Annotated in this window: 25 protein-coding genes and 1 pseudogene; 11 read left to right on the top strand and 15 right to left on the bottom strand. The window is 73.9% G+C overall.

Features of this window, described 5'->3' with window-relative positions; genetic code table 11:
• Positions 1 to 27: 27 nt before the first annotated feature.
• From JOE68_RS21880 to JOE68_RS21855, 6 genes are all read right to left on the bottom strand, one after another.
• Positions 28 to 297 carry a hypothetical protein gene (locus tag JOE68_RS21880; protein ID WP_204844156.1) on the bottom strand — a complete coding sequence of 90 codons (270 nt, stop codon included), beginning with the start codon at positions 295 to 297 and terminating at the stop codon, positions 28 to 30.
• 117 nt (positions 298 to 414) lie between these two features.
• Complete coding sequence (locus tag JOE68_RS21875; protein ID WP_204844155.1) at positions 415 to 1,056, bottom strand: Crp/Fnr family transcriptional regulator; 642 nt, start codon at positions 1,054 to 1,056, stop codon at positions 415 to 417.
• A 79-nt stretch (positions 1,057 to 1,135) separates the two neighbouring features.
• Positions 1,136 to 2,413, bottom strand: coding sequence for a DNA polymerase IV (locus JOE68_RS21870; RefSeq protein ID WP_204844154.1), 1,278 nt, complete (start codon positions 2,411 to 2,413; stop codon positions 1,136 to 1,138).
• Positions 2,414 to 2,470: 57 nt separating this feature from the next.
• Positions 2,471 to 3,571 (bottom strand): amidohydrolase family protein, encoded by a 1,101-nt coding sequence (locus tag JOE68_RS21865; RefSeq protein WP_204844153.1) that lies wholly within the window; start codon positions 3,569 to 3,571, stop codon positions 2,471 to 2,473.
• Positions 3,572 to 3,803: 232 nt separating this feature from the next.
• On the bottom strand, positions 3,804 to 4,391 hold the full coding sequence (locus JOE68_RS21860; protein ID WP_204844152.1) for a sigma-70 family RNA polymerase sigma factor: 588 nt from the start codon (positions 4,389 to 4,391) through the stop codon (positions 3,804 to 3,806).
• Positions 4,392 to 4,476: 85 nt separating this feature from the next.
• Complete coding sequence (locus JOE68_RS21855; protein ID WP_204844151.1) at positions 4,477 to 5,199, bottom strand: class I SAM-dependent methyltransferase; 723 nt, start codon at positions 5,197 to 5,199, stop codon at positions 4,477 to 4,479.
• Between JOE68_RS21855 and JOE68_RS21850 the strand changes: the two genes are divergently transcribed.
• The 4 genes from JOE68_RS21850 to JOE68_RS21835 are packed head-to-tail and all read left to right on the top strand — an operon-like array spanning position 5,198 to position 8,519.
• Positions 5,198 to 6,073: an AAA family ATPase gene (locus tag JOE68_RS21850; RefSeq protein ID WP_204844150.1), complete on the top strand. Its 876-nt coding sequence runs from the start codon at positions 5,198 to 5,200 to the stop codon at positions 6,071 to 6,073. The two genes, JOE68_RS21855 and JOE68_RS21850, sit on opposite strands and share 2 nt — an antisense overlap.
• On the top strand, positions 6,070 to 6,705 hold the full coding sequence (locus JOE68_RS21845; protein WP_204844149.1) for a LysE family translocator: 636 nt from the start codon (positions 6,070 to 6,072) through the stop codon (positions 6,703 to 6,705). Before JOE68_RS21850 ends, JOE68_RS21845 begins: the two co-directional genes overlap by 4 nt.
• Positions 6,692 to 7,486, top strand: coding sequence for a DNA-formamidopyrimidine glycosylase family protein (locus JOE68_RS21840; RefSeq protein ID WP_204844148.1), 795 nt, complete (start codon positions 6,692 to 6,694; stop codon positions 7,484 to 7,486). Before JOE68_RS21845 ends, JOE68_RS21840 begins: the two co-directional genes overlap by 14 nt.
• A gap of 10 nt (positions 7,487 to 7,496) precedes the next feature.
• Entirely contained in the window at positions 7,497 to 8,519 is a 1,023-nt protein-coding gene (locus JOE68_RS21835) for a quinone-dependent dihydroorotate dehydrogenase (RefSeq protein WP_204844147.1), read from the top strand.
• 22 nt (positions 8,520 to 8,541) lie between these two features.
• On the opposite strand, the gene JOE68_RS21830 is transcribed toward JOE68_RS21835, so the two are convergent.
• The 7 genes from JOE68_RS21830 to rimO all read right to left on the bottom strand — a co-directional run bounded on the left by JOE68_RS21830 (position 8,542) and on the right by rimO (position 15,148).
• Entirely contained in the window at positions 8,542 to 9,783 is a 1,242-nt protein-coding gene (locus tag JOE68_RS21830) for a uracil-xanthine permease family protein (RefSeq protein ID WP_204844146.1), read from the bottom strand.
• Between the two features lie 313 nt (positions 9,784 to 10,096).
• Entirely contained in the window at positions 10,097 to 10,882 is a 786-nt protein-coding gene (gene pspM / locus JOE68_RS21825) for a phage shock envelope stress response protein PspM (protein WP_239562314.1), read from the bottom strand.
• A 29-nt stretch (positions 10,883 to 10,911) separates the two neighbouring features.
• A complete protein-coding gene (locus JOE68_RS21820; protein ID WP_204844144.1) occupies positions 10,912 to 11,763 on the bottom strand; it encodes a PspA/IM30 family protein in 852 nt (283 codons plus the stop codon).
• 315 nt (positions 11,764 to 12,078) lie between these two features.
• Complete coding sequence (locus tag JOE68_RS21815; RefSeq protein WP_204844143.1) at positions 12,079 to 12,501, bottom strand: helix-turn-helix domain-containing protein; 423 nt, start codon at positions 12,499 to 12,501, stop codon at positions 12,079 to 12,081.
• A gap of 156 nt (positions 12,502 to 12,657) precedes the next feature.
• Positions 12,658 to 13,167 (bottom strand): CinA family protein, encoded by a 510-nt coding sequence (locus JOE68_RS21810; RefSeq protein ID WP_204844142.1) that lies wholly within the window; start codon positions 13,165 to 13,167, stop codon positions 12,658 to 12,660.
• On the bottom strand, positions 13,164 to 13,697 hold the full coding sequence (pgsA, locus tag JOE68_RS21805; RefSeq protein ID WP_239564552.1) for a CDP-diacylglycerol--glycerol-3-phosphate 3-phosphatidyltransferase: 534 nt from the start codon (positions 13,695 to 13,697) through the stop codon (positions 13,164 to 13,166). The genes JOE68_RS21810 and pgsA overlap by 4 nt, the downstream gene beginning before the upstream one ends.
• A gap of 47 nt (positions 13,698 to 13,744) precedes the next feature.
• A complete protein-coding gene (gene rimO / locus JOE68_RS21800; RefSeq protein ID WP_372443328.1) occupies positions 13,745 to 15,148 on the bottom strand; it encodes a 30S ribosomal protein S12 methylthiotransferase RimO in 1,404 nt (467 codons plus the stop codon).
• Between the two features lie 144 nt (positions 15,149 to 15,292).
• Between rimO and JOE68_RS21795 the strand changes: the two genes are divergently transcribed.
• The 3 genes from JOE68_RS21795 to JOE68_RS21785 all read left to right on the top strand — a co-directional run bounded on the left by JOE68_RS21795 (position 15,293) and on the right by JOE68_RS21785 (position 17,376).
• Complete coding sequence (locus JOE68_RS21795; RefSeq protein ID WP_204844140.1) at positions 15,293 to 15,793, top strand: amino-acid N-acetyltransferase; 501 nt, start codon at positions 15,293 to 15,295, stop codon at positions 15,791 to 15,793.
• Between the two features lie 54 nt (positions 15,794 to 15,847).
• Positions 15,848 to 16,690, top strand: coding sequence for a MerR family transcriptional regulator (locus JOE68_RS21790; RefSeq protein ID WP_204844139.1), 843 nt, complete (start codon positions 15,848 to 15,850; stop codon positions 16,688 to 16,690).
• Positions 16,691 to 16,950: 260 nt separating this feature from the next.
• On the top strand, positions 16,951 to 17,376 hold the full coding sequence (locus tag JOE68_RS21785; RefSeq protein WP_307819801.1) for a phospholipase: 426 nt from the start codon (positions 16,951 to 16,953) through the stop codon (positions 17,374 to 17,376).
• A gap of 21 nt (positions 17,377 to 17,397) precedes the next feature.
• Here JOE68_RS21785 and JOE68_RS21780 read toward each other — a convergent pair whose 3' ends face one another.
• Complete coding sequence (locus JOE68_RS21780; protein ID WP_204844137.1) at positions 17,398 to 19,857, bottom strand: DNA translocase FtsK; 2,460 nt, start codon at positions 19,855 to 19,857, stop codon at positions 17,398 to 17,400.
• 130 nt (positions 19,858 to 19,987) lie between these two features.
• Between JOE68_RS21780 and JOE68_RS21775 the strand changes: the two genes are divergently transcribed.
• The 3 genes from JOE68_RS21775 (at position 19,988) to JOE68_RS21765 (ending at position 22,471) form a co-directional block, all read left to right on the top strand.
• Positions 19,988 to 20,767 (top strand): lysophospholipid acyltransferase family protein, encoded by a 780-nt coding sequence (locus JOE68_RS21775; RefSeq protein ID WP_204844136.1) that lies wholly within the window; start codon positions 19,988 to 19,990, stop codon positions 20,765 to 20,767.
• Positions 20,764 to 21,693 carry an EamA family transporter gene (locus JOE68_RS21770; RefSeq protein WP_307819800.1) on the top strand — a complete coding sequence of 310 codons (930 nt, stop codon included), beginning with the start codon at positions 20,764 to 20,766 and terminating at the stop codon, positions 21,691 to 21,693. The genes JOE68_RS21775 and JOE68_RS21770 overlap by 4 nt, the downstream gene beginning before the upstream one ends.
• Before the next feature lie 496 nt (positions 21,694 to 22,189).
• Positions 22,190 to 22,471: a hypothetical protein gene (locus tag JOE68_RS21765; RefSeq protein WP_204844135.1), complete on the top strand. Its 282-nt coding sequence runs from the start codon at positions 22,190 to 22,192 to the stop codon at positions 22,469 to 22,471.
• Positions 22,472 to 22,653: 182 nt separating this feature from the next.
• Here the strand turns inward: JOE68_RS21765 and JOE68_RS21760 are convergent, their stop codons facing one another.
• Positions 22,654 to 23,781: a DUF6183 family protein gene (locus tag JOE68_RS21760; protein WP_204844134.1), complete on the bottom strand. Its 1,128-nt coding sequence runs from the start codon at positions 23,779 to 23,781 to the stop codon at positions 22,654 to 22,656.
• Between the two features lie 121 nt (positions 23,782 to 23,902).
• Between JOE68_RS21760 and JOE68_RS32470 the strand changes: the two are divergent.
• Positions 23,903 to 24,232, top strand: a pseudogene (locus JOE68_RS32470) (transposase); the annotation flags it as partial.
• Positions 24,233 to 24,764 lie beyond the last annotated feature (532 nt).

Below are 24,764 nucleotides of genomic sequence, written 5' to 3'. Positions count from 1 at the left end.
CCCCTCGTCGGCCACCGCGTGGTCATTTCAGAGCCGGGCCAGGTCCTCCCCGATCCCGGCCTCGGCCCCGGCCTCGGGCCCGCGCCGCTCGGAGCGCACCTCCTGCCAGGCGTCGTGCACGGCCAGCAGGCCACCGGACACGACCAGCGCCACGGCCAGGGCGACGACGCCGCTGGTCTTCAGCTGGGTGACGATCACGGCAGCCGCCCACAGCTGGACGGCGGTGAAGACGAGCGTGCAGGCGAGGCGCTCGGTGAGCCGGCGACGGGCCTTGGCGGAGTGCTCCTGGTGCTTCATCTGCTCCCCCTCTGGACTGGGCGTAGCTCATTTGTAGAGGGGTTCGCGCCGGTGTTCTGCGTCAGGTGACGCACTGGGGCGGAATTGTTCCCCGCGCAGGTCAGGGACGCGCGCCCGTCACGTGGTGAGGTCGTAGAGGCGGTCCACCCGAAGTATCTCGACCTTGCGCCGGCCGGTGCTGATGATGCCTTCCTCGCGCAGCGACCGCAGCACCCGCACGAGCGATTCCCGGGACGTCCCGGCGATGCCCGCCAACTCCTCCTGGCTGAGCGACACGGCGCCCTGGTCGGCGATGCCGCGCTCCAGCGCCACGTCGATCAGCACCGCCGCCACCCGCTGGGTCGCCGTGCCGCTGATCTGCACGCGCTGCCGGTCGGTGTCGCGCTGGCGGGCCACCACGACGGTCAGCACGGCCCACGCGATGCGCGGGTGCTCCCGGCACAGCGACGCGAAGCCGGCCGCCGAGATGATCAGCGCGCGCACCGCGCCCAGGGCGCGCACGGTCGCCGACCGGGGCAGCCCGTCGATCGCCGAGCGCTCGCCGACGATGTCCCCGGCGCCCCGGACCGCCAGCACCTTCTCGCCCCCGCCCGCCTTCGTGGCGGTGACGCGCAGCAGGCCCCGGCGGATCACCAGGACGTGGCGGGTGACCTCGCCCTCGTGGCAGACCACCGCGCCGGAGGCGTAGTCGCGCTCCGTCCCCGTCGCGCCGAGCACGGCCTGCTCGGCCGGGCCGAGCAGGCCCCAGAACCGGTCCACCCCCACAGGGTGCCCGGTGATCGGCCCGGCCGGCCGGTCCACGCGCGCCGACCACCCGAACGGCCCGCCCGGACCCCGGTCAGCGGTCGGGTCCGGGCTGCGGCTCGTTGGGCTGGACCGGGGCGGCGGACAGCAGCGAGGCGGGCTTCACCGCCGCCGCGCCGAACCGCGTCCGGGCCAGGTCGGCGGCCTGCTCGGCCTCCCGCCGGCCGCGCTCGGGCGCGTCGAGCAGCAGCTGCTCGCCGCCCCCGCCCTCGACCAGCTGCTCGATCCGCACGCCGATCAGCCGCACCGCGCCCGGCGGCACCTGCTCCGCCAGCAGCGCCGCCGCCGTCCGGTAGACCTCCTGCGCCACGTCGGTCGCCACCCGCAGCGTCTTCGACCGGGTGATCGTCGTGAAGTCGGCGAACCGCACCTTGATCGACACCGTCCGGCCGCGCAGGCCGCGCGCCCGCAGCGCGCCCGCGGAGCGCTCGGACAGCCTCAGCAGCTCCCGCTTGAGCAGCTCGCGGTCGAAGTGGTCGACCTCGAAGGTCTCCTCGGCCCCGATCGACTTCTCCCTGCTCGCGGGCACCACCGGGCGGTCGTCCAGGCCCTGGGCCAGGGCGTGCAGGTGCTCCGCCAGCGCCGCGCCCACCACGCGCCGCAGCCGGGGCAGCGGGGTGGCGGCCACGTCGGCGATCGTCTCCAGGCCGATGCGGTCGAGCTGCTCGGCGGTGCGCTTGCCCACGCCCCACAGCGCCGTGACGGGCAGCGGGTGCAGGAACTCCAGCACCGCGGACTTCGGCACCACCATCATGCCGTCCGGCTTGCACAGGCCCGACGCGAGCTTCGCCAGGAACTTCGTCGGCGCCACGCCCACCGAGCAGGTGATGCCGTGCGCCTGCTCGACCTGGCTCCGGACGAGCTGCGCCACCGCTCCCGGGGTCGACCGCAGCCGCCGCAGCGCCCCGCCGACGTCCAGGAACGCCTCGTCCAGGCTCAGCGGCTCGACCAGCGGCGTGATGTCGCGGAAGATCGCCATGACCCCGCGCGAGACCTCCCGGTACTTGGTGAAGTCCGGCGGGACGAACACCGCGTGCGGGGCCAGCCTGCGGGCGTGCGACGTCGGCATGGCCGAGCGCACGCCGTACTCGCGGGCCAGGTAGTTCGCCGACGCGACCACGCCCCGGTGCGCCGTGCCGCCCACGACCACCGGCTTGCCGGCCAGGGCCGGGTCGTCGCGGATCTCCACGGACGCGTAGAAGGCGTCCATGTCGACGTGCAGCACCGCGCAGCCGGTGTCGTCCGGCCACGTGCCGCCTCGCGCGCGGAAGCGGTCGACCAGGCCGCGCGGCAGGTTGGCGCTGCGGCCCATGACCCCTCCTCGGCTCCCGCCCGACACCGAGCGGGGTCGAACGCGCGTTCGAGGAGTCTAGTCCAACCGGTAGGCCCGGCGCGCGTTCTCCGACCCGATCAGGCGAGCGATGCGCACCGCGTCCGCCTCCGCGAAGGCGTGCCGGCGCAACCCGGCCAGCAGGAAGTCCGACAGCGCGCGCCGGAAGAACAGCGCGCCCAGGTGGTACAGCTCGGCCAGGCCGCGGGCGTCGGTCGAGAACAGGAACTTCCCGTAGGGCACGACCTCCAGCGCCTCGGCCAGCACCCGGCTCGCCTGGTGCGCCACGGCGTGCGCGGCCGGCCCGAGGTCCACGAACACGTGCGGGAACACCTGCGCCAGGTGCCCCGCGGTGCGGTGGAACGGGTAGTTGTGCAGCAGCAGGACCGGCACGCCCAGCCGCTCGGTCGCCCGCAGCAGGTCCGCCAGCAGCGACGGGTCCGCCCGGTGCGGCGCCAGGTCCCGGTCGCCGCACCCGACGTGGAACTGCACCGGCAGCGCCCGCTCCAGCGCCTCCCACACCAGGAACCGCGACAGCACCTCGTCGGCGCACCGACCGCCGCCGCCCGCCAGCCACCGCTCGCACGCCGCCACCACGGCCGCGTCGGACGGGCGCTCACCGGACAGCGCCAGCCCCACCCGGTGCGCCGCGATCGACTTCACCGCCACGGCCGGCGTGGTCTCCAGAGCAGTCCGCACCCGATCCGGGAACCCCGCCGCGCCCTCGATGATCGCCTCTTCGGCGAGCCGTTCCAAGCGGAGCACCGCGAGTTCACGCGAACCGGTGAAGACCGCCGGTCCGACGAGCCGCTCCGGCCACAGCCCGCCGTCCACCAGGAACGTCGAGATGCCCGACGCCACCAGGAACGCCCGGTTGACCTCGGCCGCGCCCAGGGACCGCCGCCGCTCCACGTACTCGTCGGCGGGCGCGTGCGGCGAGAGGTCGAGCAGGGGCGCGCACCAGCGCCGCACCGCGAGCCCCACCGCCGAGTCGAACAGCGACGTGCCCCACGGGCTCACGACGTCCGCCCCGGTCAGCATCTCCTCGAAGCCGATCCGGTCCGGGTCCTCCCGCAACACCCCGTGGCAGTGGTGGTCGACGAGGTTCAGCTCGGCGACGTAAGGCAGCAGCGGGTCCACTTGTCGCAGAGTAGAGACCTGGTGTGGCCGCGCACCTCGTGAACCACGCCCACACCGCCGAACGGGACCACCTGCGCGCCTGGCGGGCGGCCCGCGTCGCCGGGGGGAAGGCGACCGGGCGACGAGGCGCCGACCGCGGGGTTCGCCGCCACCGCCGTCGACGTGCGCCGCGGCGGGTTCGCCGGCGCCCCCGAGGTCGCCCGCGACCTGCCGGCGGCACTCGGCGCGGCCACTAGGCCCTCGCGGTGGACCGGGCGGCGCCGACCTCCTTGCGCAACCGCGACAGCGCCCGGTGCTGGGCCACCCGCACCGCGCCCGGCGAGGACCCGACGACGGCGGCGGTCTGCTCGGCGGTCATCCCCACCACCACGCGCAGCAGCAGGACCTCCCGCTGCTTGTCGGGCAGGACGTCCACCAGCGCCGCCACGTGGCGCGACAGCTCGGCGCGCAGCGCGCTCTGCTCGGGCCCGTCCTCCTCGCTGGGCGCGTCGGGCACTTCGGGCACGGGTTCGGCCCGGTTGCGCAACGCCGCGCGGTGCGCGTCGGCCACCTTGTGCGCCGCGATGCCGTAGACGAACGCGAGGAACGGCCGCCCGTGGTCCTGGTAGGTCGGCAACGACATCAGCACGGCGAGGCAGACCTCCTGCGCCACGTCGTCCGCCGAGGCGAACGAGCGCTCGTGGCGGCCCACCCTGGCCCGGCAGTAGCGCACGACCAGCGGCCGGATCGAGGCCAGCAGCCAGGCCGTGGCGAGCCGGTCGCCCGCGACGGCCCGGCGCACCTCGCTCTCCAGCAGCTCCGGTGGCGGGTCCCCGGCCATCAACGTGCCTCGGGTAAGTGCGGCTCTCCCATGCGGGGCTCCTGGCGGTCGGCAGCGGGTTGCCGCTCCCGTTTCTACCGGAAACTCACGCCGGGCGACGGGCCAGCACGTGCAGCCGCGCGGCCACGTCCCGCAGCGGGGAGCGGGTGGCGGCGGCCAGCTCCAGCTCCGCCAGCGACTCCGCCGCGCCCGGGTTGCCCTCCAGCACCGCCCCGGGCACCAGGTCGGACACCACGCCGTGGCCCTGCAGCAGCTCGACCTTCAGGCCCGAGTCCTGCACGAGCGCTTCCAGGCCGGCCACGTCGAACCGGCGCAGCAGCGGCTCCCGCGTCCCGTCGAGCTGCCCCGAGTCGTCGTCCAGCAGCCGCCGCGCGTCGACCAGCCGGCCCGCGATCGCCCGGTGCAGCACGGCCGCGTACCGGTTCGCCACCAGCACCGACACCGCGCCACCGGGCGCGGCGGCGTGCGCCAGGGCGGCCAGCGCGACCGACGCGTCGTCCACGACCTCCAGCAGGCCGTGCCCGAGCACCAGGTCGGCGGACGCGTCGGCGCCCAGGGCGTCCGTGTCGCCCTGGACCGCCGTGATGCGATCCACAACACCGGCTTCGGTGGCGCGGCGGTGCAGCGTCGCGAGGGCGTTCGGGCTGGGCTCCACGACCGTGACCGCGCACCCGGCCACGGCCAGCGGCACGGCCCAGACGCCGCTGCCCCCGCCCACGTCCAGCACCCTGGGCGGTTCCCCGTCCCGGCGCTCCCGCGCGGCGGCCAGCTCGGCGTCGAGCACCCTGTGTACGGCGTCCGGTCGCATGGCACTAGAGCCTAGAGACCGTAGGCTGCACCTCGTGCATACGGTGGCGGTGCTCAGCCTTAAGGGTGGCGTGGGCAAGACGACGGTCGCGTTGGGTCTCGCGTCGGCCGCGCTGCGGCGCGGGGTGCGGACGCTCGTCATCGACCTGGATCCGCAGTGCAACGCCACCTCCACGCTGGAGCCCGACGAGACCGACGCCACCATCTACGACGTGCTCCAGGAGCCGACGGCGGACAAGGTGCGGTCGGCGATCGCGCACAGCACGTGGGGCGAGGGCGTGGACGTCCTGGCGGGTTCCGAGGACGCCGAGCTGCTCAACCACCCGGACCCGGGCGAGTCGCGGTTGGGCAGGCTGCGCGAGGCCCTGCGGGTGCTGGCCGAGACCGACGAGGAGCCCTACCAGCTGGTCCTGCTGGACTGCCCGCCGTCACTGGGCCAGCTGACCCGGTCGGCGCTGGTGGCGGCGGACCGCGCGTTATTGGTGACCGAGCCCACCATGTTCGCGGTGGCGGGCGTGCAGCGCGCGTTCGAGGCGGTGCAGGCGGAACGCGAGCACAACGCGACCCTGCAACCGCTGGGCGTCGTGGTGAACCGCGTGCGGCCACGCTCGCACGAGCACCAGTTCCGCATCGAGGAGCTGCGGGACATCTTCGGGCCCCTGGTGATGCCCGTGGCGTTGCCGGACCGGTTGGCTGTCCAACAGGCGCAGGGCGCGTGCATGCCGATCCACGAGTGGGGCACCCCGGGCGCGCGTGAGGTCGCGTTGGCGTTCAACCTGCTGTTGGCCCGGATACTGCGCATCAGCCGCAGTCGCCGCCGCCCGGTGCACGCGGACTTCGACGACGAGGAGATCCAGGAGGCGGTGGAGGCGTGAGCACGACCGCACTCCTGGCCTTCACGGTGGCCGCGCTGCTGATGACCATCACGCCCGGCCTGGACACCATGATGCTGCTGCGCATGGTGCTCGGCGGTGGCCGCAAGGCCGGCCTGGTCGGCGGCCTCGGCACGACGCTGGGGCTGCTGGTGTGGGGTGCGGCGAGCATCGCCGGGCTGACCGCCCTGCTGGTGGCCTCCGAGCTGGCCTACGACGTCGTCCGGTACGCGGGAGCCTGCTACCTGCTGTGGCTGGGCGGGTCGGCGCTGTGGAGGTCGTGGCGCGGCGAGCGGGTGGACGAGCCCACCGAGGCGCCCCGCACCACGCCCGCGCAGGCGCTGCGGGTCGGGTTCACCACGAACCTGCTCAACCCCAAGATCGGTGTGTTCTACCTGAGCCTGCTGCCGCAGTTCCTGCCCACGACGGGCGGCTCGGCCGGCTGGGCGGCGCTGCTGGTGGGCATCCACGTGGCCTTCGGGCAGGTGTGGCAGATCGCCGTGGTGTGGCTGGCGGGCCGGGCGGCGGTGGTGCTGACCAGGCCGCGCGTGCGGCGCTGGACCGAGCGGCTGACCGCGTCCGTGCTGGTGGGCTTCGGCCTGAGGATGGCGGTCGACAGCGGTGCCCGAGGGTGACACGGTCTTCCTGACCGGGCGGCGGCTGGACGAGGCGCTGGCCGGCCGGCGGCTGGTGCGCGCCGACCTGCGGCACCCCCGGCTGGCGACGGCGGACCTCGCCGGGCGCGACGTGCTCGGCGTGGCGACGGTCGGCAAGCACATCCTCACCCGGTTCTCCGGCGACCTGACCCTGCGCAGCCACCTGCGGATGGACGGCTCCTGGCACCTCTACCGGCCGGGCGAGCGCTGGCGGCGGCCCGGCCACCAGGTGCGGGCGGTGCTGGAGGTGCCCGACCGGCTGGCCGTGGGCTTCGCCCTGCACGACCTGGAGCTGGCGCCGACCGCCGAGGAGCCCCGCCTGGTCGGGCACCTGGGACCGGACCTGCTGGGCGGCTGGACCGCCGAGGACGAGGCGGAGGCGATCGCGCGGCTGGCCGCCGACCCGGAGCGCGAGATCGGCCTCGCGCTGCTCGACCAGCGCGTGCTGGCGGGCGTGGGCAACGTCTACAAGTCCGAGGTGTGCTTCCTGCTGGGCGTCTCGCCGTGGGCGCCGGTGGCCGGGGTGGACGCGGCGGCGGCCGTGCGGCTGTCCCGCAAGCTGCTGCTGGCCAATGCCCACCGGCCCCACCGCACCACCACGGGGGACTCGGGGCGCGGCCGGGAGCTGTGGGTCTACGAGCGGGCCGGGCGGCCCTGCCGGCGGTGCGGCACGCGCGTCCGCGTCGCGGGGCAGGGGCCGGGCGTGCAGGAGCGGACGTCCTACTGGTGCCCGCGCTGCCAGCCCGGACCGATCGCTTAGGGTGGCCGCCGTGGTCTACAAGAGCGTGGTGCGCAAGGCGTTGTTCCGGATGCACGGCGGGGACGCTGAGCGGGTCCACGAGACCACCCTCGGCGCGCTGGCCGCGGTGAGCCCGCTGGCGCGGTTCGTGCGGCGCGGGCCGGTCGGCGCGCGCACGGTGTTCGGCGTCCGCTTCCCCAACCCGGTGGGCCTGGCGGCGGGGCTGGACAAGAACGGCCGGGCGCTGCCCGCGTGGGGCGCGCTGGGCTTCGGCTTCGTGGAGGTCGGCACGGTCACCCGGCACGCCCAGCCGGGCAACCCGCGACCGCGCCTGTTCCGGCTGCGGGACAGCGAGGCGATCATCAACCGGATGGGCTTCAACAACGACGGCGCGCTCGCGCTGGCCAACCGGCTGGACCGGCTGGGGCCGCTGCCGGTGCCGCTGGGGATCAGCCTGGGCAAGTCCAAGGTCACGCCGGTGGACGAGGCCGTGGAGGACTACCGGGCGTCGCTGCGGGCCCTGTACCGGCACGGCGACTACTTCGCGGTCAACATCAGCTCGCCCAACACGCCCGGCCTGCGCAGCCTCCAGGACCGCGCCGCGCTGACCGGGCTGCTGTCGGCGCTGGACGGGACCGCGCGCGAGCTGGCCGGGACCGGGGCGCGCAAGCCGCTGCTGGTCAAGATCGCGCCCGACCTGACCGACGAGGCGATCGGCGAGCTGCTGGAGGTCTGCGCGGCGCACGGGGTCGCCGGCCTGATCGCGACCAACACCACGCTGTCGCGCGACGGGCTGGCCCCGGCCGACCGGGCGCTGGCGGGCGAGGCGGGCGGGCTGAGCGGCCGGCCGCTGGCGGCGCGGGCCCTCGAGGTGGTGCGGTTCGTCAGCCGGGAGACCGACGGGAAGCTGCCGATCATCGGCGTCGGGGGTATCGCGGGCGTGGACGACGCCCGGCGGATGCTGGACGCCGGGGCGAGCCTGCTGCAGCTCTACACCGGGTTCATCTACGAGGGCCCGGGGCTGGTGCGCCGGATCACCCGCGCCTTGGGCTAGCCGCCGACCCGCGCGGCGCCGCTCACCGGCGCGCGGCGCGCAGCCAGCGCATCACCGGGTGCAGGATCACGACCAGCAGCGAGCCCCAGACCAGGCCGCCCAGCTCCAGCTCGCCGAGCCGCAGCGTCAGGTCGCCGACGCCCGCCACCAGCGCCGCGCCGCCGACCAGGGCGTTGCCGGGGTTGGCGAGGTCGACCCGGTTGTCCATCCAGATCCGCACGCCGACCAGGGTGATCAGCCCCAGCAGGACCAGCGTCGCGCCGCCGACCACACCGGGCGGGACCGAGCCCAGCGCGGCCGTGGCCTTCGGCGAGAACGCCAGCAGCACCGCCAGCGCGCCGGTCACCGCGTAGGCGGCGGTGGAGTACACCCTGGTCACCCCCATCACGCCGATGTTCTCGGAGTAGGTGGAGGTGCCCGACCCGCCGCCGAACCCGGCCAGGGCCGTGGACAGGCCGTTGGCGATGATCGAGTCGCCCACGCTGCCGTCGAGGTTGCGCCCGGTGAGGCCGGCGACGGCCTTGACGTGGCCGACGTTCTCGGCGACCAGCACGATGACGACCGGCAGGACCAGGAGCGTGACCGCGGGGCGCAGCTCGGGGGCGTGGAAGTCGGGCAGGCCGAGCCAGGCGGCGCCCGCGACGGCCCCGGTGTCCACGACGCCGAGGGCGAACCCCAGCGCCCACCCCACCACGACGCCGAGCAGCACGGAGAGCCGGAAGAACAGCCGGCGCCCCAGGACGCCGCACAGCAGGATGATCCCCATCGTGACGACGGCGAGCAGCGGCTGCGCGGAGAACGACGTGGCGGCCCGGTGCGACAGGTTGAGCCCGATCAGGATCACGACCGCCCCGGTGACCACCGGTGGCATGACGGCCTCCAGCAGCCGGACGCCCAGGGCCTTCACCGCGACGCCGATGATGATCACCAGCAGGCCGGCGGCCACCACGCCGCCGAGCTGGGCGGCGACGCCCTCGCCGCGGGCGGCTTCGAGCGGGGCGACGAAGGCGAACGACGCGCCCAGGTAGCCGGGCACGCGGTTGCGGGTGATGACCAGGAACAGCAGGGTGCCGACGCCGGAGAACAGCAGCGTGGTGCCGACCGGCAGGCCGGTGGTGGCGGGCACGAGGATCGTGGCGCCGACCATGGCCACCAGGTGCTGGGCGCCGAAGCCGACCGTGAGCGGCCAGCTCAGCCGCTCCTGCGGACTGACGGCGTCACCGTCGGTGGTGCGCCCATCGCCGTGCACGGTCCACAACGCCACTCAATGCCCTCCCCGGCGACCTGGCCGAACGCCCCTGTCCGACGACGGGATCCTGCCACGCCATGTAGTGGCCAAGGCCAGATAACGGTCTGATAATCACACGATCGCAGCAATAATTACCAGACCGGAGAGCACTGCAGGGCAGCGCCGCTACCCAACGTGATCCATTGTGTATTCCTGCGGATGGCCCTGGGGGCCGGCGCCGCCCGCGGACCGCGACGACCACCCCGACGCGCCCGCGCGGCTAAGCCCCGCTCACCCGCCGGGCGGGGGCGGAGGGGAGCGCGCGGGCTCGCCTACCCGACCGCGCCGGTCAGGTCCACGGCGACAGGTCGCGCAGCGCCGACGCCAGGCCGGCCAGGTGGTCCGTCGCCTCGCCCAGCACCTGGCGCGGGTTGGACGCCGTGCTCTCGGCCAGCACCCGCCCGGCCGCCGCGACCAGGGCGCAGTAGCCGTCCACGCCTTCCTCCAGCTGGACCCGCAACCGGCGGACGCCCTCGACCAGCGGGCCCCGGTCCAGGGGCGGCGCGGTGTCGCGGGCGCGCTCCACGGCCTGCAGCTGGTGGGACACGGCGCGGATCGCTGACACCGCCTCCGCCCCGGTGGCCCGCGCCTGCGCGACCGACTCCGCCGGCACCGACGTCAGCGCCGCCGAGTCGAGCTGGCGCAGCAGCTCGCGCAGGGTGTCCTCCGCGTCCGCCAGGCGCTCCATCGGCTGCCGGGCCGCCGAGGCGCGCGGCGGGAGCGGGACGTGGACGGGGGCCGGGGCGAGGCCCTGCCGGGCCGCGTCGATCTCGCGCATCCGGCCCTTCGTGCGCACCGCCAGCACGCCCGTGCCGGCCAGACCCGCCGCCGCCGCGACGCCCGCCGCCACCGGCAGCGCCCCGACCAGGGTCAGCGCACCGACCACGGCCAGGATCGCCAGCACGATCAGCCAGAACGTCAGCACGCGGCTCGACCGGCGGTAGCGCCGGTCGAGTTTCGCGCGCGGGTCGTTCCAGGCGGCGAGCCGCCGCTTGACCTGGTCCGCGAGTTGCCCTTGGAGCTGGCCGCCGACGAACTGCGCGATCTCGCCGGCCGCCTTCCGCCGGGGATCCATCCTCGGATGATCCATCGCGGACACCGCTCTCAGCCCTGGCTCGCGGGCGGGTTCTGCTGGGGGGTGCCCTGGGCCTGCTGCACGCGCTGCTGGATCTCCTGCTGGATGCTCGCCGACGCGCTGCCGGGCTTGCCGGTGGTCACCTCGCCGGCGACCTTGCCGCCCTGCATGGACGCGCGGATCTGCTCCAGCCGCGACGAGCCGGCCATCTGGGTGGTCGACTGCTGGACCTCCAGCATCCGGCCCTGCACGGAGTTCTGCGCCAGCTCCGCCGACCCGAGGGCGGTGGTGTACCGCTTCTCGATCTTGTCGCGGACCTCCTCCAGCGACGGCGTGTTGCTGGGCGCGGCCAGCTCGGTCATCTGGCGCAGCGAGGCGGAGACCTGCTCCTGCATCTTCGCCTGCTCCAGCTGGCTGAGCAGCTTGGTCCGCTCGGCGAGCTTCTGCTGCAGCACCATCGCGTTGCGCTCGACGGCCTGCTTGGCCTGCGACGCCGCCTGCAGCGACTGGTCGTGCAGGGTCTTGAGGTCCTCGATGCCCTGCTCGGCGGTCACCAGCTGGGTCGCGAACGAGGTGGCGGCGTTCTCGAACTCGGCGGCGCGCTGCTCGTCGCCCTTGGCCCGCGCCTCGTCGGCGAGCACGAGCGCCTGGCGTGCGGACGCCTGGAGCTTCTCGACCTCACCGAGCTGGCGGTTGAGCTTCATCTCCAGCTGCCGCTGGTTGCCGATCACCGCGGCGGCCTGCTGCGACAGCGCCTGGTGCTGCCGCTGCGCCTCCTCGATGGCCTGCTGGATCTGCACCTTCGGGTCGGCGTGCTCGTCGATCTTGGACGAAAAAGCCGCCATGAAGTACTTCCATGCCTTCACGAAAGGGTTGGCCATCTCCTACGCCTGCCTTCTCCGCACTTCCCTGGCTCGCGCTCGTGATCGGCAACGACCCGGTGCCGGTGTTGGTTCCATCGTGTCAGTTGTCCGGTGCTGCTTCCACCGACCTGGGGAGATATCGGGGTTCACCCTGAGTCACCCCTGAAACTTCGGTGTCGCGGCTCATCCTGCCTGCTCCGCGCAGGGGTGGACGCGGCGACCCCGCGGGCGGTTGCCAACTCGTTGCGATGTGCCGGCGGACACGTCCCGCCCGCCCACGCCAGCGAAGCCGAGCCGGTGGCCCGGCTCGGCTTCGGTGTGGCACTGCTGGGGTTATGCCGCCACCACGGCGCCGCGCGGCTCGCCGATCGACGAGGTGAGCCGGTGCGCCAGCACCGGCTGGAGCCGCAGGTCGGACAGGTCGTTGCCGATCACCGCGGGCAGCAGGCTGCCGCCTTCCAGGCTCGGCGCGGCGGGCTGCGCCCGCTCGGCCAGCTCGGCCGGGCTGGGCACCGGCTGCGTCACGGCGCCGATGTCGGAGGCGACCAGGTGGAGCAGTTCCGACAGGGGCAGGTCCAACGCCTCGCAGATTGCGGCCAGCAGCTCGCTGGACGCCTCCTTGCGGCCACGCTCCACCTCGGAGAGGTACCCCAGGCTGACGCGGGCGGTCCTGGAGACCTCGCGCAGCGTGCGGCGTTGGGTGGTGCGGGCATGGCGGAGCCGATCGCCGATCGCCTCGCGTAGCAGCACGGTCATCGCGCGCCTCCTTCCGGCCGGCCGTGCCACCACGTTACCGACCCGTCCCGTCGACGGGCAGTGACTTCCCGACACGTCCGCCCAGGGCGAACGAGTGAACTCGCCGGTAAGTTCCCGCGCTCCGTGGCGGCGTCGCCCGGAATACCCCTGATCAGCTCACGGGGCGCGCCCGCCGAGGTGCTCCAGCAGCAGGTCGAGGGCGGCGGCGACGGAACCCGCGCGGACTTCGTGACGACCACCACCGAGGGTGACCGTCCGGACCACCGGGCCGGTCGGACCGGCCAACCCGAGGTGGACGGTGCCCGGCGCCGCGCCGTCCTGCGGGTCCGGCCCGGCCACCCCGGTCAGGCCCAGGCCCCAGGTCGCCCCGCAGCGCGCCCGCGCGCCCTCGGCGAGCTGCCGGGCCACCTCGGGGTGCACCGCGCCGTGCTCGGCCAGCAGGGCGGCGTCCACGCCCGCGAGGGACGCCTTCAGGTCCGTCGCGTAGACCACGAGGCCGCCGCGCAGCACGGCGCTGGAGCCGGCGATCCGCGTGATCGCGGCGGTGACGAGGCCGGCGGTCAGCGACTCGGCCGCGGCGACGGTCTCCCCGCGCCCGGCCAGCGCGGCGACGACCCGGGCGGCCCGCTCGTCCGCCGCGTCGGCGGCCCGCTCCGACCGGCTCACGCCCCCGCCACCGCCCGCCTGCCGCGCGCCCGCAGCCGCAGCGCGCGGACCACGTAGTCGACGCCCGTCACGACGGTCAGCGCGACCGCCGCGTACATCGAGACCACCGCCACCACCTCCAGGCCCGCCGGCAGCGGCAGCAGGTAGAGCCCGATGGCCAGGACCTGCACGAGGGTCTTCGCCTTGCCGCCCCGGCTGGCCGGGATCACCCCGTGCCGGATCACCCAGAACCGCAGCAGCGTGACGCCCAGCTCGCGCGCCGCGATGACGACGGTGATCCACCACGGCAGCTCGCCCAGCGCGCTCAGCCCGACCAGCGCCGCCCCGGTGAGCGCCTTGTCGGCGATCGGGTCGGCGATCTTGCCGAAGTCGGTGATCAGGCCGAGCTTGCGGGCGAGGTTGCCGTCCACGTGGTCGGTCACCGACGCGACGGCGAACACCGCGAACGCCGCCAGCCGCCACAGGTGGTCGCGACCGTCCTCGGCGAACAGCAGGTAGAGGAACACCGGCACGAGCGCCAGCCGGGACATCGTCAGCACGTTGGCGATGTTCAGCACCGGCACGCGCGCGGGTTCGGTCACCTCGGGAGCACCTCGATCGCGGTGACCACCAGGTCCACGCCCTCCGCGGCGTCGACCCGGCAGCGCACCAGGTCGCCGGCGCGCAGGCCGTCGGCGTTGGCGACCACGCACTCGCCGTCGACCTCGGGCGCCTGGTGGGCGGCGCGGCCGACGCAGTCGTTCTCGTCGTCCTCCTCGGTCTCGACCAGGACGACGACCTCCTCGCCGACGCGGTCCTCGGCGCGCTGGGCGGTCAGCTGCTCCACCAGGCCCGAGATCCGCGCGACGCGCTCGGCGACGGTGTCGGCGTCGAGCTTGCCCGACAGCGCCTCGGCCTCGGTGCCGTCCTCGTCGGAGTAGCCGAACACGCCCACCGCGTCCAGGCGCGCCTCGGTGAGGAAGCGCTCCAGCTCGGCCACGTCCTCCTCGGTCTCGCCGGGGAAGCCGACGATCACGTTGCTGCGGATGCCGGCCCGCGGCGCCAGCTCGCGGATCCGCCGGATCAGGTCGAGGAACGACTCGGTGGACCCGAACCGGCGCATCCGGCGCAGCACGGGCTCGCTGGAGTGCTGGAAGGACATGTCGAAGTACTGGGCGACGTTGGGCGTGGTCGCGATCGCCCGGACCAGCGAGGGCTTGGTCTCGGCGGGCTGGAGGTAGGAGACGCGGACCCGGTCGACGACCCGCGCCAGGCGCTCCAGCAGGTTCTCCAGGCCGCCCAGCTCGCGCGGCAGGTCCTTGGCGTAGGAGGTGGAGTTCTCGCTGACCAGGAACACCTCCCGGACGCCCTGCTCGGCCAGCCACACCGCCTCGGCCACCACCTCGTCCGGGTGGCGGGACACGAACGCGCCGCGGAAGCTCGGGATGGCGCAGAACGAGCACCGCCGGTCGCAGCCGGAGGCGATCTTCAGGGGGGCGACGGGCGCGTCCGCCAGGCGGGTGCGCAGCACGCGCGGCCCCCAGCCGTGGCCGGGCACCTGGACCTCTTCGGCGGCCTTGGGCCGCTGCACGGGCGTGAGCGGGAGCAGGGTGCGGCGGTCGACCGGCTTGTGCGACTCGATGCTGCGGCCGGCGACCACCTCGGACAGGCGGTCGGCGAGGTTCTCGTAGTGGTCGAACCCGAGCACCGCGTCCGCCTCGGGCAGGCTGTCGGCCAGCTCCGCGCCGTACCGCTCGGCCATGCACCCGACGGCGACGACCTTCGCGCCGCTGTCGGCGGCGGCGAGCAGGGTGTCGACGGAGTCCTTCTTGGCCGACTCGACGAAACCGCAGGTGTTGACCACGATCACGTCGGCCTCGTCGTCCACCAGCTCCCAGCCGCCCGCGGTGAGCCGGCCGGCCAGCTCCTCGGAGTCGACTTCGTTGCGGGCGCACCCGAGGGTCAGCATGGCGACGCGCTTGGACGTGGTGGGGGAAGACACGGGGCTCAGGGTAACCGGCGGACGGGGCGCCACCCGACGTCAGCGGGTCGGGACCGCTTCGGCCGCCGGCCGGAGGGGCCTTCGGCCGGTGGCGAGCGCCGCGCCGAGGACCCCCCGCCCGCTCCGGAGGGTTACGTTGGCACGGTGAACGACCCGATCAACGTCCGGCGGGCCCGGGCCGGCGACGTGCGCGCCATGAAGGCCCTCATCGACCAGTACGCGGGCCAGGTGCTGCTGGCCAAGCCGCTGGTCACGCTGTTCGAGGACATCCAGGAGTTCTGGGTGGCCGAGGAGGGCGGCGCGCTGCTGGGGTGCGGGGCCCTCCACGTCCTGTGGGAGGACCTGGCGGAGATCCGCACCGTCGCCGTGGCGCCGCACGCGCTGGGGCGCGGGATCGGGCACCGGCTCGTCCAGCGGCTGGTGGAGACCGCCCGGGAGCTGCAGCTGTCGCGGGTGTTCGTGCTGACCTTCGAGACGAAGTTCTTCGGCCGCCACGGGTTCGTGGAGATCGACGGCACACCGGTCTCGCCCGAGGTCTACGAGGAGATCATGCGGTCGGCCGACGAGGGCGTGGCGGAGTTCCTCGACCTGTCCTACGTGAAACCGAACACCCTGGGCAACTCCCGGATGCTGCTCCACCTCTGACTCTTCTAACCACGACTCGCACAACGTTGACTCCACTAGCCGCGCCCCGGGAGGATGGGCGGCGTGGAGCAGTTGACGGTCGACGAGCTGGCGGTCCGGGTCGGGCTGCCCGGCAGCACGATCCGCATGTACCAGACCAAGGGCGTGCTGCACCCGCCCAAGCGGCAGGGCCGGCAGGCGTTCTACGACGACTCCCACATCGAGCGGCTCACGCTGGTGCAGCGGCTGCAGGCCCGCGGCTTCTCGCTGCCGGCGATCGCGGAGCTGGTGAAGGCCCGCGAGGAGGGCGCGAGCGTCGCCGCCGTGCTCGGCGTCGGCGACACCGAGGGCCCCGACGACTGGGTCCGGGTGCGCGTCCGCGACATCAGCCGCCTGGTGCCGACCGGTGACGTGCGCCCCGCGGTGCTGCGCCGGGCCATCCAGCTCGGGCTGGTGCGGTGGCGGCGCGGCTGGCCGCACACCCGCCGCTGGGCGCTGGAGGCGGGCAACCGGCTGGCGCTGCTGTCCGTGCCCGCCGACGACGTGCTGGACAAGTTCGCGAACCTGCGCACCTCGACCGACGCCATCGCCGCCGACTTCGTCGAGGTCTTCGAGCGCCGGCTGTGGCCGCAGCTGGCCGAGGAGTCCGAGCAGGACGACCAGCTCGACCGGATCCGCGCGCTGCTGGTCGAGCTGACCTACACCGCCGAGACCGTCGTCGTGGGCACGCTGCGCGAGTCGATCCGCGACGCCGCCGAGGAGTTCGCCCGCCGGCACGGCCTGCTGCCCGGCGGCGACTTCCGCCCCGCGTGGGCCGAGGAACCCCTGCCGATCGCCGAACGTCTCATAGACGACGAGACCGAGATCCCGGACGAGCCCGCGATCCGGCGGTTCCTCGACCAGGGCGACGACTCCTGAGCGCCCTGGCCGGCTGTGCCCGGCGCCGCCCGCGACCGGGCGGTCCGAGCCGGTGCGGAGGGGTTCGACTCGCCCGCCCGGCCCGCGACGGCGGCGGGACGCCCGTGCCCGGCGGGTTCGCGGCCCGCCGGGCACGCGCACCCGCCGAGTAGTCGAACGTTCACCCCGTGTTACGCCGCCGTGAGCCCATCGGGGCTGTCGCACCGCGCTGACCAGCCGGTATGAACCTCTTCACAGACATTTCACAGAGGGGTTCCGCCGTGACCACGCTGCGCACCGCGCTCGCCGCCCTGCTGACCTCGCTGGCCCTGCTCGCCGGCACGACCACCGCGCAGGCCGCCGTCGACGCGCCGGCCGTGACCGACGAGTACCTGTTCGCCACGCCCCTGGCCGACTTCGGCGCGATCCGGGCCCGGCAGCCCCACGCCGACCAGCTCGACTGGTCCTCCGACGGCTGCACGTGGTCGCCGGACAACCCGTTCGGCTTCCGGTTCCGGCCCGCCTGCCACCGCCACGACTTCGGCTACCGCAACTACAAGCGGCAGAGCCGGTTCACCGAGGGCGCCCGGCTCGCCATCGACGACCTGTTCAAGGCCGACCTGTACCACCAGTGCGGCGGCAACTGGGCGTGCGACCGCACCGCCGACCTGTACTACGCGGCCGTGCGCGAGTTCGGGGCCAACTGACCGCGCGCCCAGGGCCGCCGCTCAGTCGGCGTCGACCGGCTCCGCGGGGGCCGAGCCGCCCCGGATCAGGTGCACCACCGAGTCCAGCTCGTCCGGCTTGATCAGCACCTCGCGCGCCTTGGAGCCCTCCGACGGGCCCACCACGCCGCGCGTCTCCAGCAGGTCCATCAGCCGCCCGGCCTTCGCGAAGCCGACCCGCAGCTTGCGCTGGAGCATCGACGTCGACCCGAACTGCGAGGTGACGATCAGCTCCGCCGCCTGGAGCAGCAGCTCCAGGTCGTCGCCGATGTCGGCGTCGACCTCCTTCTTCTCGCCCGCCTTCGCCGCCGTGACGCCGTCGGTGTACTCCGGCTGCGCCTGGTCCTTGGTGAACTCGACGATCTGGGCGATCTCCTCGTCGCCGACGAACGCGCCCTGGATGCGCACCGGCTTCGACGCGCCCATCGGCAGGTACAGGCCGTCGCCCATGCCGATCAGCTTCTCCGCGCCCGGCTGGTCCAGGATGACCCGCGAGTCGGTCAGCGAGGACGTGGCGAACGCCAGCCGCGACGGCACGTTCGTCTTGATCAGGCCGGTCACCACGTCCACCGACGGCCGCTGCGTGGCCAGCACCAGGTGGATGCCCGCCGCGCGCGCCTTCTGCGTGATGCGCACGATCGCGTCCTCCACGTCGCGCGGCGCGGTCATCATCAGGTCGGCCAGCTCGTCCACGATCGCCATGATGTACGGGTAGGGCCGGTACTCCCGCTCGCTGCCCGGCGGCGCGGCGATCTCGCCCGAGCGGACCTTGCGGTTGAAGTCGTCGATGTGGCGCACCCGGTTGACCTGCATGTCCTGGTAGCGCTGCTCCATCTCCTCCACCAGCCACGCCAGCGCGGCGGCGGCCTTCTTCGGCTGGGTGATGATGGGCGTGATCAGGTGCGGGATGCCCTCGTACGGCGTCAGCTCGACCATCTTGGGGTCGATCAGGATCATCCGGACCTCGTCCGGCGTGGCCCGCGCCAGCAGGGACACCAGCATCGAGTTGACGAAGCTCGACTTGCCCGAGCCGGTGGAGCCCGCGACCAGCAGGTGCGGCATCTTGGTCAGGTTCGCGGTGACGAAGTGGCCCTCGATGTCCTTGCCCAGCCCGATAACCATCGGGTGGTTGTCCCGCACCGTGGACGGCGCGCGCAGCACGTCGCCCAGCCGCACCATCTCGCGGTCGCTGTTGGGCACCTCGATGCCCACCGCCGACTTGCCGGGGATGGGCGCGAGCAGCCGCACGTTGTCCGTCGCCACCGCGTAGGCGATGTTCTTGGTCAGGGCGGTGATCTTCTCGACCTTCACGCCCGGCCCCAGCTCCACCTCGTACCGGGTCACCGTCGGGCCGCGGGTGAACCCGGTGACCTGGGCGTCGATCGAGAACTGGTCGAGCACCCCGGTGATGGCCTCGATCATCTGGTCGTTGGCCTTGCTGCGGGCCTTCGGGGCGTCGCCGTCCTTCAGGACGGTCGGCGGCGGCAGCTTGTAGTCGCCCTCCACCGCGCGGACCACCACCATGCCGGACCGGGGGCCCTCGGCCGGCTCCGCGGCCTTCGGCTTGACCCTCGGCCGCGCCGGCGGCGGGGGCGGGGGCGGCGGCTCCTCCTCGGCGTCCAGCGGCAGCTCGGGCTGCTGCTCGTCGGGCGGCGCGGCGGGCTGCTTGCGCCGGGGCGACCGCCGCGGCTTGGCCGGCTCGGGCTCCTGCTCGGCGAAGACCTCCTCCTCGGGGCCGAAGCCCGCCAGCTCGTCACCGGTGCGGCGGCCGTGCGCGAACGCGGCCAGCCGGGCGGGCAGCTCGCGGACCGGCAGGTGCGCCAGCACCAGCAGGCCGTAGCCGAAGACCAGCACCAGCAGCGGGCCCGCGACCCACGGCGTCAGGCCCTGCGCGAGGAACCCGCCCGCCAGGTAGCCGAGCGCGCCGCCCGCGCCGCGCCGCTCCACCGGGTCCGCGGGCAGCCCGCCGACGAGGTGGAACATGCCCAGGAAGCCGACCGCGACCAGCGCACCGCCGATCACCAGGCGGGGGCGGGCCTCCGGCGTGGGGTCGGTGCGCATCAGCGTGACGCCGACGGCCAGCAGCACCAGCGGCACGATCATCGCGGGCGCGCCGACCGAGCTGCGCACCGCGACGTCGACCCACTGCCCCACCGGGCCGCCCGCCTGCCACCACACGCCCGCGGCGGTGATCACCGCGAGCGCGATCAGCACCAGCCCCAGGCCGTCCCGGCGGTGCTCCGGGTCCAACTCCTTGCCCCGGCCGACGGCGCGCACGACACCGCCGACACCGCGGCCGAACAGCCCCCAGACCCGGCGGACCGAGCCCGAGGGGCGGCGCGGCGGCGGCTTGCGCGGCGTGGCCCGCGACCTGGCTCTGGGCGCGGCGGCCCGCGGCTTCGACCCGGCCTTGGAGCCCCGGGTCGTGCCCTTGCCGCGCGAGGTACCGGTTCGGCCAGCCATGCTTCTACGGTAGTCCCTTGATCCACACCAGCCACAGCGGTCACAGGGGACGTGACGTGCGGCGCTTGCCGCCCATAGTTGCCCGGAACCGGCTGCGCCCACACCTCGACACGCCGTAGCCTTCCCCGCTGTGTCCACACCACTGCTGTGGCGCGTGCTGACCACCGTCGACCGAGGGTTCGTCGGTCTCAGCGGACGGCTCCGGGTCACCGGAGGCATCCCGGCGCACCTCGAAGGCCGTCCCCTGCTGCTCGCGTCCAACCACATCGGCAACCTCGACCCGTTCGTCCTGATCGCGGCCTGCCACCGGATCGGCGTCGCGCCGCGCTTCCTGCTCGCGGGCGGGCTGCTCGACGCGCCGGTCATGGGCCCGGTGCTGCGGGCCTGCGGCCACCTGCGGGTGGACCGCGCGTCGGCGTCGGTCGGCGAGGCTTACCACCGCGCGGTGGAGGCGCTGCGGCACAGCGGCGACCCGCTCGCCGTGTACCCGGAGGGCGGGATCAGCAAGGACCCCGGGCTGTGGCCGGAACGCGGCAAGACCGGCGCCGCCCGGCTGGCGCTCGGCGGCCGGGTGCCGGTGGTCCCGGTCAGCCAGTGGGGCGCGCACGAGGCCGTCTGCTGGGGCAACCCGCGGGTCACCGGGTGGGACGACCTCAAGCCGTACCTGACCTCGTACCTGCGCGGGCTGCGGCGGCGGCCGACGTTCCGGGTCCACTTCGGCGAGCCGGTCGACCTGTCGGACCTGCGCGACGGGCGGGCCGGCGACGCGCGGCGGGCGCACGAGCGGATCATGCGGGCCATCACCGCGGGCCTGGTGCCGCTGCGCGCCGACGAGCCGGACGCACCGAGGTTCCACGACCCGACGCGGCCCACCACCGGCAGCAGCCCGTGGCGCCCGGAAGCCGCGTGAAGGCTCGGGGGCTGTTCCTGGCGGTGCTGTCGTCGCTGGCGTTCGGCATGTCGGGCGTGCTGGCCAAGCCGGTGATGACCGGGGGCGCGACGCCCTTCCAGGTCACCAGCGCGCGCATCGGCGTCTCGGCGGTGCTGCTGCTGGCGTTCGCCGCCCTGGTCCGGCCGCGGGCGCTGCGCTTCACCCGCGGCGACTGGCCGCTGCTGGTCGGCTACGGCCTGTTCGGCGTGATCGGGGCGCCGCTGCTGTTCCTCGTGTCCGCGTCGCGCATCCCGGTCGGCATCGCGATGCTGCTGGAGTTCACCGCGCCGGTCCTGGTGGCGCTGTGGGTGCGGTTCGTGCGCGGCACGCGGCTGGCCGGCGCCGTCTGGTGGGGCATGGCGGTGGCGCTGCTCGGGCTCGCGGTCGTCGGCGAGGTGTGGCGGTCGCTGCAGCTCGACGCGCTCGGCGTGCTGGCCGGCCTGGGGTCGGCGGTGTGCACCGCGGCGTACTTCCTGCTGGGCGAGCGGGCGGCGGCCAGGCACGACCCGATCGGCGTGCTGGCGGTGGGGATGCTCGCGGGGGCGGCCGTCCTGACCGCGCTGAGCCCGCCGTGGCACGCCCCGCTGGGCCGGGGGACCGAACTCGGCCCGGCGTGGCTCCTGGTGCTGGTGGTGGCCGTCGCGGCCACGGCCGTGCCCTACCTGGCGGGCATCCTGTCGCTGCGCCACCTGCCGTCGTCGGCGGCGAGCGTCATCGGCCTGCTGGAGCCCGTCGTGGCGACCGTGCTGGCGTGGTGGCTGCTCGGCGAGGCCCTCAACGCCGTGCAGGTGGCCGGCGCGGCGGTGCTGCTGGCCGGGGCCACCGTCGTGCAGGCGGCCAGCGCCCGCCCCGTCTCCGTGGCGGACCCCCTGCCCACCACCGAACCGGCCCGCCCGCACCAGTAGCGCCCCCGCGCCCGCCGCGCGGCGAACCAGCCCTGGCCTCGTCGCCGCACGCGCCCGCCCCTGGGTGTCGTGTCATCCCCGTACGGCCTGCGCGCCGGCGAACCGCCTGTGCCCAGGGGAGATCGGCATTCTCGTCGGAGTCCCGGGAACACGGAGCCTGCGGAGCGTTCACAGGACGCAGGACACCGCGACGATCTCCCTTGACACAGGCGGTTGTCCACGGCCAAGCCGTACGGGATGGCACGCCGCCCCGCTCTCGGCTTCTGCGTCGCCCTTGTGTGCCCGCCGGTTCGGCGAGGACGCTTTCAGCCCTTCCGCCCCGAGCGCTCCTCTTCTGCGCCCGCCTCTCCTGCGCACCCGCGGACAGGCGTACGCAGCGGTCCCCTCCCAGGGGATCCCTGTTTTTCACTCTGCCACGCGAGTACGACAATCCCGGCCGCCTATGTCGATTCGCCGGTGAACTGGCGGTTTCGCACGTGAAGTGGCGGTGCACGTGGTGGGTTCGCAGGTGAAGTGGCGGGCCGAGGGACTGCCGGCTGTCCGCTCGAACTTCGGCGCCGACCGCGGCGAGTTCGTACGTAGGTTCGCCGCATGGGCGCGGGAGAACGCGGCCACGCACAGGTGCCTGGTGCCGGCGCGCGAGGACCAGGTGATCGGGATGGGATTCGTCGCGATCACCGCGCGTGTGCCGACGCCGCTGACGTTCTCACGGACATCCGGTGACGTGCAGTGCCTGTGTGCAGTGCCGGAGGACCGCGTGGACTCGGCGGCCTGCTGATCGAAGCAATCCTGCGCCTGGCCGCGGAACTCGGGCTGGAGCGGGTCACCGTCGGCGTCGTAGCGGGTAGGGCGGCTGTTCGCGCTGGTCAGATCGTGAGCGGTATGTCGCTGACGAGGGCAGCCGCCCGCACGGGGGCAAAGTCGTCCGGGCTTGCTTCGCGGATTCGGCCCATGACGGGCTCAGTCGGTGTCCGTCGCGGCCAGCACGGCCAGCCGTCTCCGGTCGGGAGCAACGCCTGCCACACCGATGTCCCAGGCCACCCGGCGGAACCACTGCGTGTCGGCGTCGAAGACGTGCCAGGTGCACTCCCCCACGCGCGCTTCGACCTCGCGGAAGGAGGCCCCTTGCGGAGTGCAGGAGAGGCCAGCCAGGGACTGCCACGCCGCGAGGCGGCCGTAGGCGCCCCGGACGCCGGAGTTGTGGGCCCCTCCCGTGGACGCGGCGGCGTAGAGCAGCTGCCAGACCCGGGTCGGCGCACAGGCTGACGCCGAGAGCGCGGTCTTGTCGCCCGCCCCGTTCAGGCATTCCAGCCCCAAGGTCAGCAGCGCGTTCGGGACGGACCCGGCATCCAGGGGCTCGGCGAAGTCGAAGACGCGCGCTTCGATGCGTCCGTTCGACTCTTCGGCCCAGTTCGCCACGGCCAGGGCCATGGCGGTGGCTGTGGTCTCTGTTGTCGTCTCCTGCGCCGGCGGCCCGCCGGTCCCGGCCACGATCGTCGTGTCGCGGCTTCCGGCCGGGCCGTGGGGCAGCGGGTGTGAGCCGCCGTGAATGCTGTAACTCGGCATGTCCGGGCTGTCCTCTACATCAGCCAGTGTCAGCGGCAACCAGCCCAGCGGGTGGTACCGCCAGTGTGGCGACGTCGCCCACTCCGCGATCCCGGGCGTTTCCGTGACGACGATGCCCCTGAGCACCAGCTCGTGGACCAGGCAGGCGCGCAATTCCTCTACCGCCTCCCCGGTGAATGCGACAGCCAGATCGTCCACCGGGTGGCTGGCGGCCAGCAACGAGGCCGTGTAGCGGTCCAGCTTCTTGCCGTCGGCCCGTACGGAGGAAACCAGTCGCAGCGCCTGGGTGATGTTCTGCTGACCGGCGGTGGTGGCCAGCAACCGGAGCAGGTGGTTGTAGACACTCCTGTACTGCCACATCTGCCCGGCGTTGTCGCCGTACGCCTCGGCGAGGGCGATACCGAGGTCCGCGGCGAAGGCGGCGTCGCCCTGCGCGAGACGGTCGTCGGCCACCGCCCACACACCCGTGACGTTCGCCAGGTCCGGCAGCTTCGCCACAATTCCCTGGATCTGATCGGTCACCGCACGCAGCCTAGGACCTGCCGAAGTCGTCGTGAGTGGTTGTGGACGGTCCCAGGCGGAACAACCACCCACAGCGAGCAGGTGATCATGCCGTCGGCCGCTCCCGCGGCGGACCCACCTCGCCTGCGACGGCCACGGCCGGCCCCTGTCGGTCGTGCCGACCGGCGGCAACGTCAACGACTGCACACGGTTCGTCCAAGTCATGGCCGGTGTCGAGTTCCGGCGGCCGGGTCCGGGCCGCCCGGTGACCGGGCCCGCACGCGTTCCGGCGGACAAGGACTGCTCGACCAGGGCCGTCCGCGCCCACCTGCGCGAACGAGGCATCCCGGCCACGATCCCGGAACGCCGGGGCCGGCAGGCCAACCGCCTGCGCAAAGGCCGCAAGTGGCGGACCGCAGGTCAACCCCCATCAGCCCCGCCAGGTTCAACGAGAAGCGACAACCAAGCCTGAGGACCGCTCAGCCACGTGCTCCAAGCACGCGCGCTCCAAGCACGCGCGCCCGGACCCCACCGACCGCCGAACCGCACGCGCCCAACCACCACCGGACACGCAACCGCAGCGGGCAGGCGAACGCAGCCGTCCCCTCCCAGGGGATCCCTGTTTTTCACTCTGCCACGCGAGTACGACAATTCCGGCCGCCAAGCCTGAGAACCGACTCAGCCACGCGCTTCAAGCCCACGCGCTTCAAAGCCATGCGCTTAAAGGCCACGCGCTTCAAGGCCATGTGTTCCAAGCCCGCGCGCCCGGACCCCCACCGACCGCCGGACCGCACGCGCCCAACTACCACCGGGCACGCGACCGCAGGCGTCCCCCGCGATCGAACGCCCCCGACACACACTCAAGCACGCGAGTACGACAATTCCGACCGCCGAACCTGAGACCGCCGAACTGGAAACCGTCGGATTCGGGACCGTCGGATTCGGGACTGCCGGGCCGGAAAACGCGACCCGGAACCACTGGGAACCCGGGACCGCCAACGGGA

It is taken from the genome of Saccharothrix algeriensis, assembly GCF_016907655.1.
GTDB classification, from domain to species: Bacteria; Actinomycetota; Actinomycetes; order Mycobacteriales; family Pseudonocardiaceae; genus Actinosynnema; species Actinosynnema algeriense.
This window is presented reverse-complemented; position numbering and strand designations above follow the sequence as displayed.

Excerpts from the sequence above, each read along its gene's own strand:
- JOE68_RS21880 (WP_204844156.1), bottom strand. The coding sequence starts at position 297 with ATGAAGCACCAGGAGCACTCCGCCAAGGCCCGTCGCCGGCTCACCGAG.
- JOE68_RS21870 (WP_204844154.1), bottom strand. The coding sequence starts at position 2,413 with ATGGGCCGCAGCGCCAACCTGCCGCGCGGCCTGGTCGACCGCTTCCGC.
- JOE68_RS21860 (WP_204844152.1), bottom strand. The coding sequence starts at position 4,391 with ATGGCCGGGGACCCGCCACCGGAGCTGCTGGAGAGCGAGGTGCGCCGG.
- JOE68_RS21850 (WP_204844150.1), top strand. The coding sequence starts at position 5,198 with ATGGCACTAGAGCCTAGAGACCGTAGGCTGCACCTCGTGCATACGGTG.
- JOE68_RS21855 (WP_204844151.1), bottom strand. The coding sequence starts at position 5,199 with ATGCGACCGGACGCCGTACACAGGGTGCTCGACGCCGAGCTGGCCGCC.
- pspM (WP_239562314.1), bottom strand. The coding sequence starts at position 10,882 with ATGGATCCCCGGCGGAAGGCGGCCGGCGAGATCGCGCAGTTCGTCGGC.
- JOE68_RS21820 (WP_204844144.1), bottom strand. The coding sequence starts at position 11,763 with ATGGCCAACCCTTTCGTGAAGGCATGGAAGTACTTCATGGCGGCTTTT.
- JOE68_RS21815 (WP_204844143.1), bottom strand. The coding sequence starts at position 12,501 with ATGACCGTGCTGCTACGCGAGGCGATCGGCGATCGGCTCCGCCATGCC.
- pgsA (WP_239564552.1), bottom strand. The coding sequence starts at position 13,697 with ATGTCCCGGCTGGCGCTCGTGCCGGTGTTCCTCTACCTGCTGTTCGCC.
- JOE68_RS21790 (WP_204844139.1), top strand. The coding sequence starts at position 15,848 with ATGGGCGGCGTGGAGCAGTTGACGGTCGACGAGCTGGCGGTCCGGGTC.
- JOE68_RS21780 (WP_204844137.1), bottom strand. The coding sequence starts at position 19,857 with ATGGCTGGCCGAACCGGTACCTCGCGCGGCAAGGGCACGACCCGGGGC.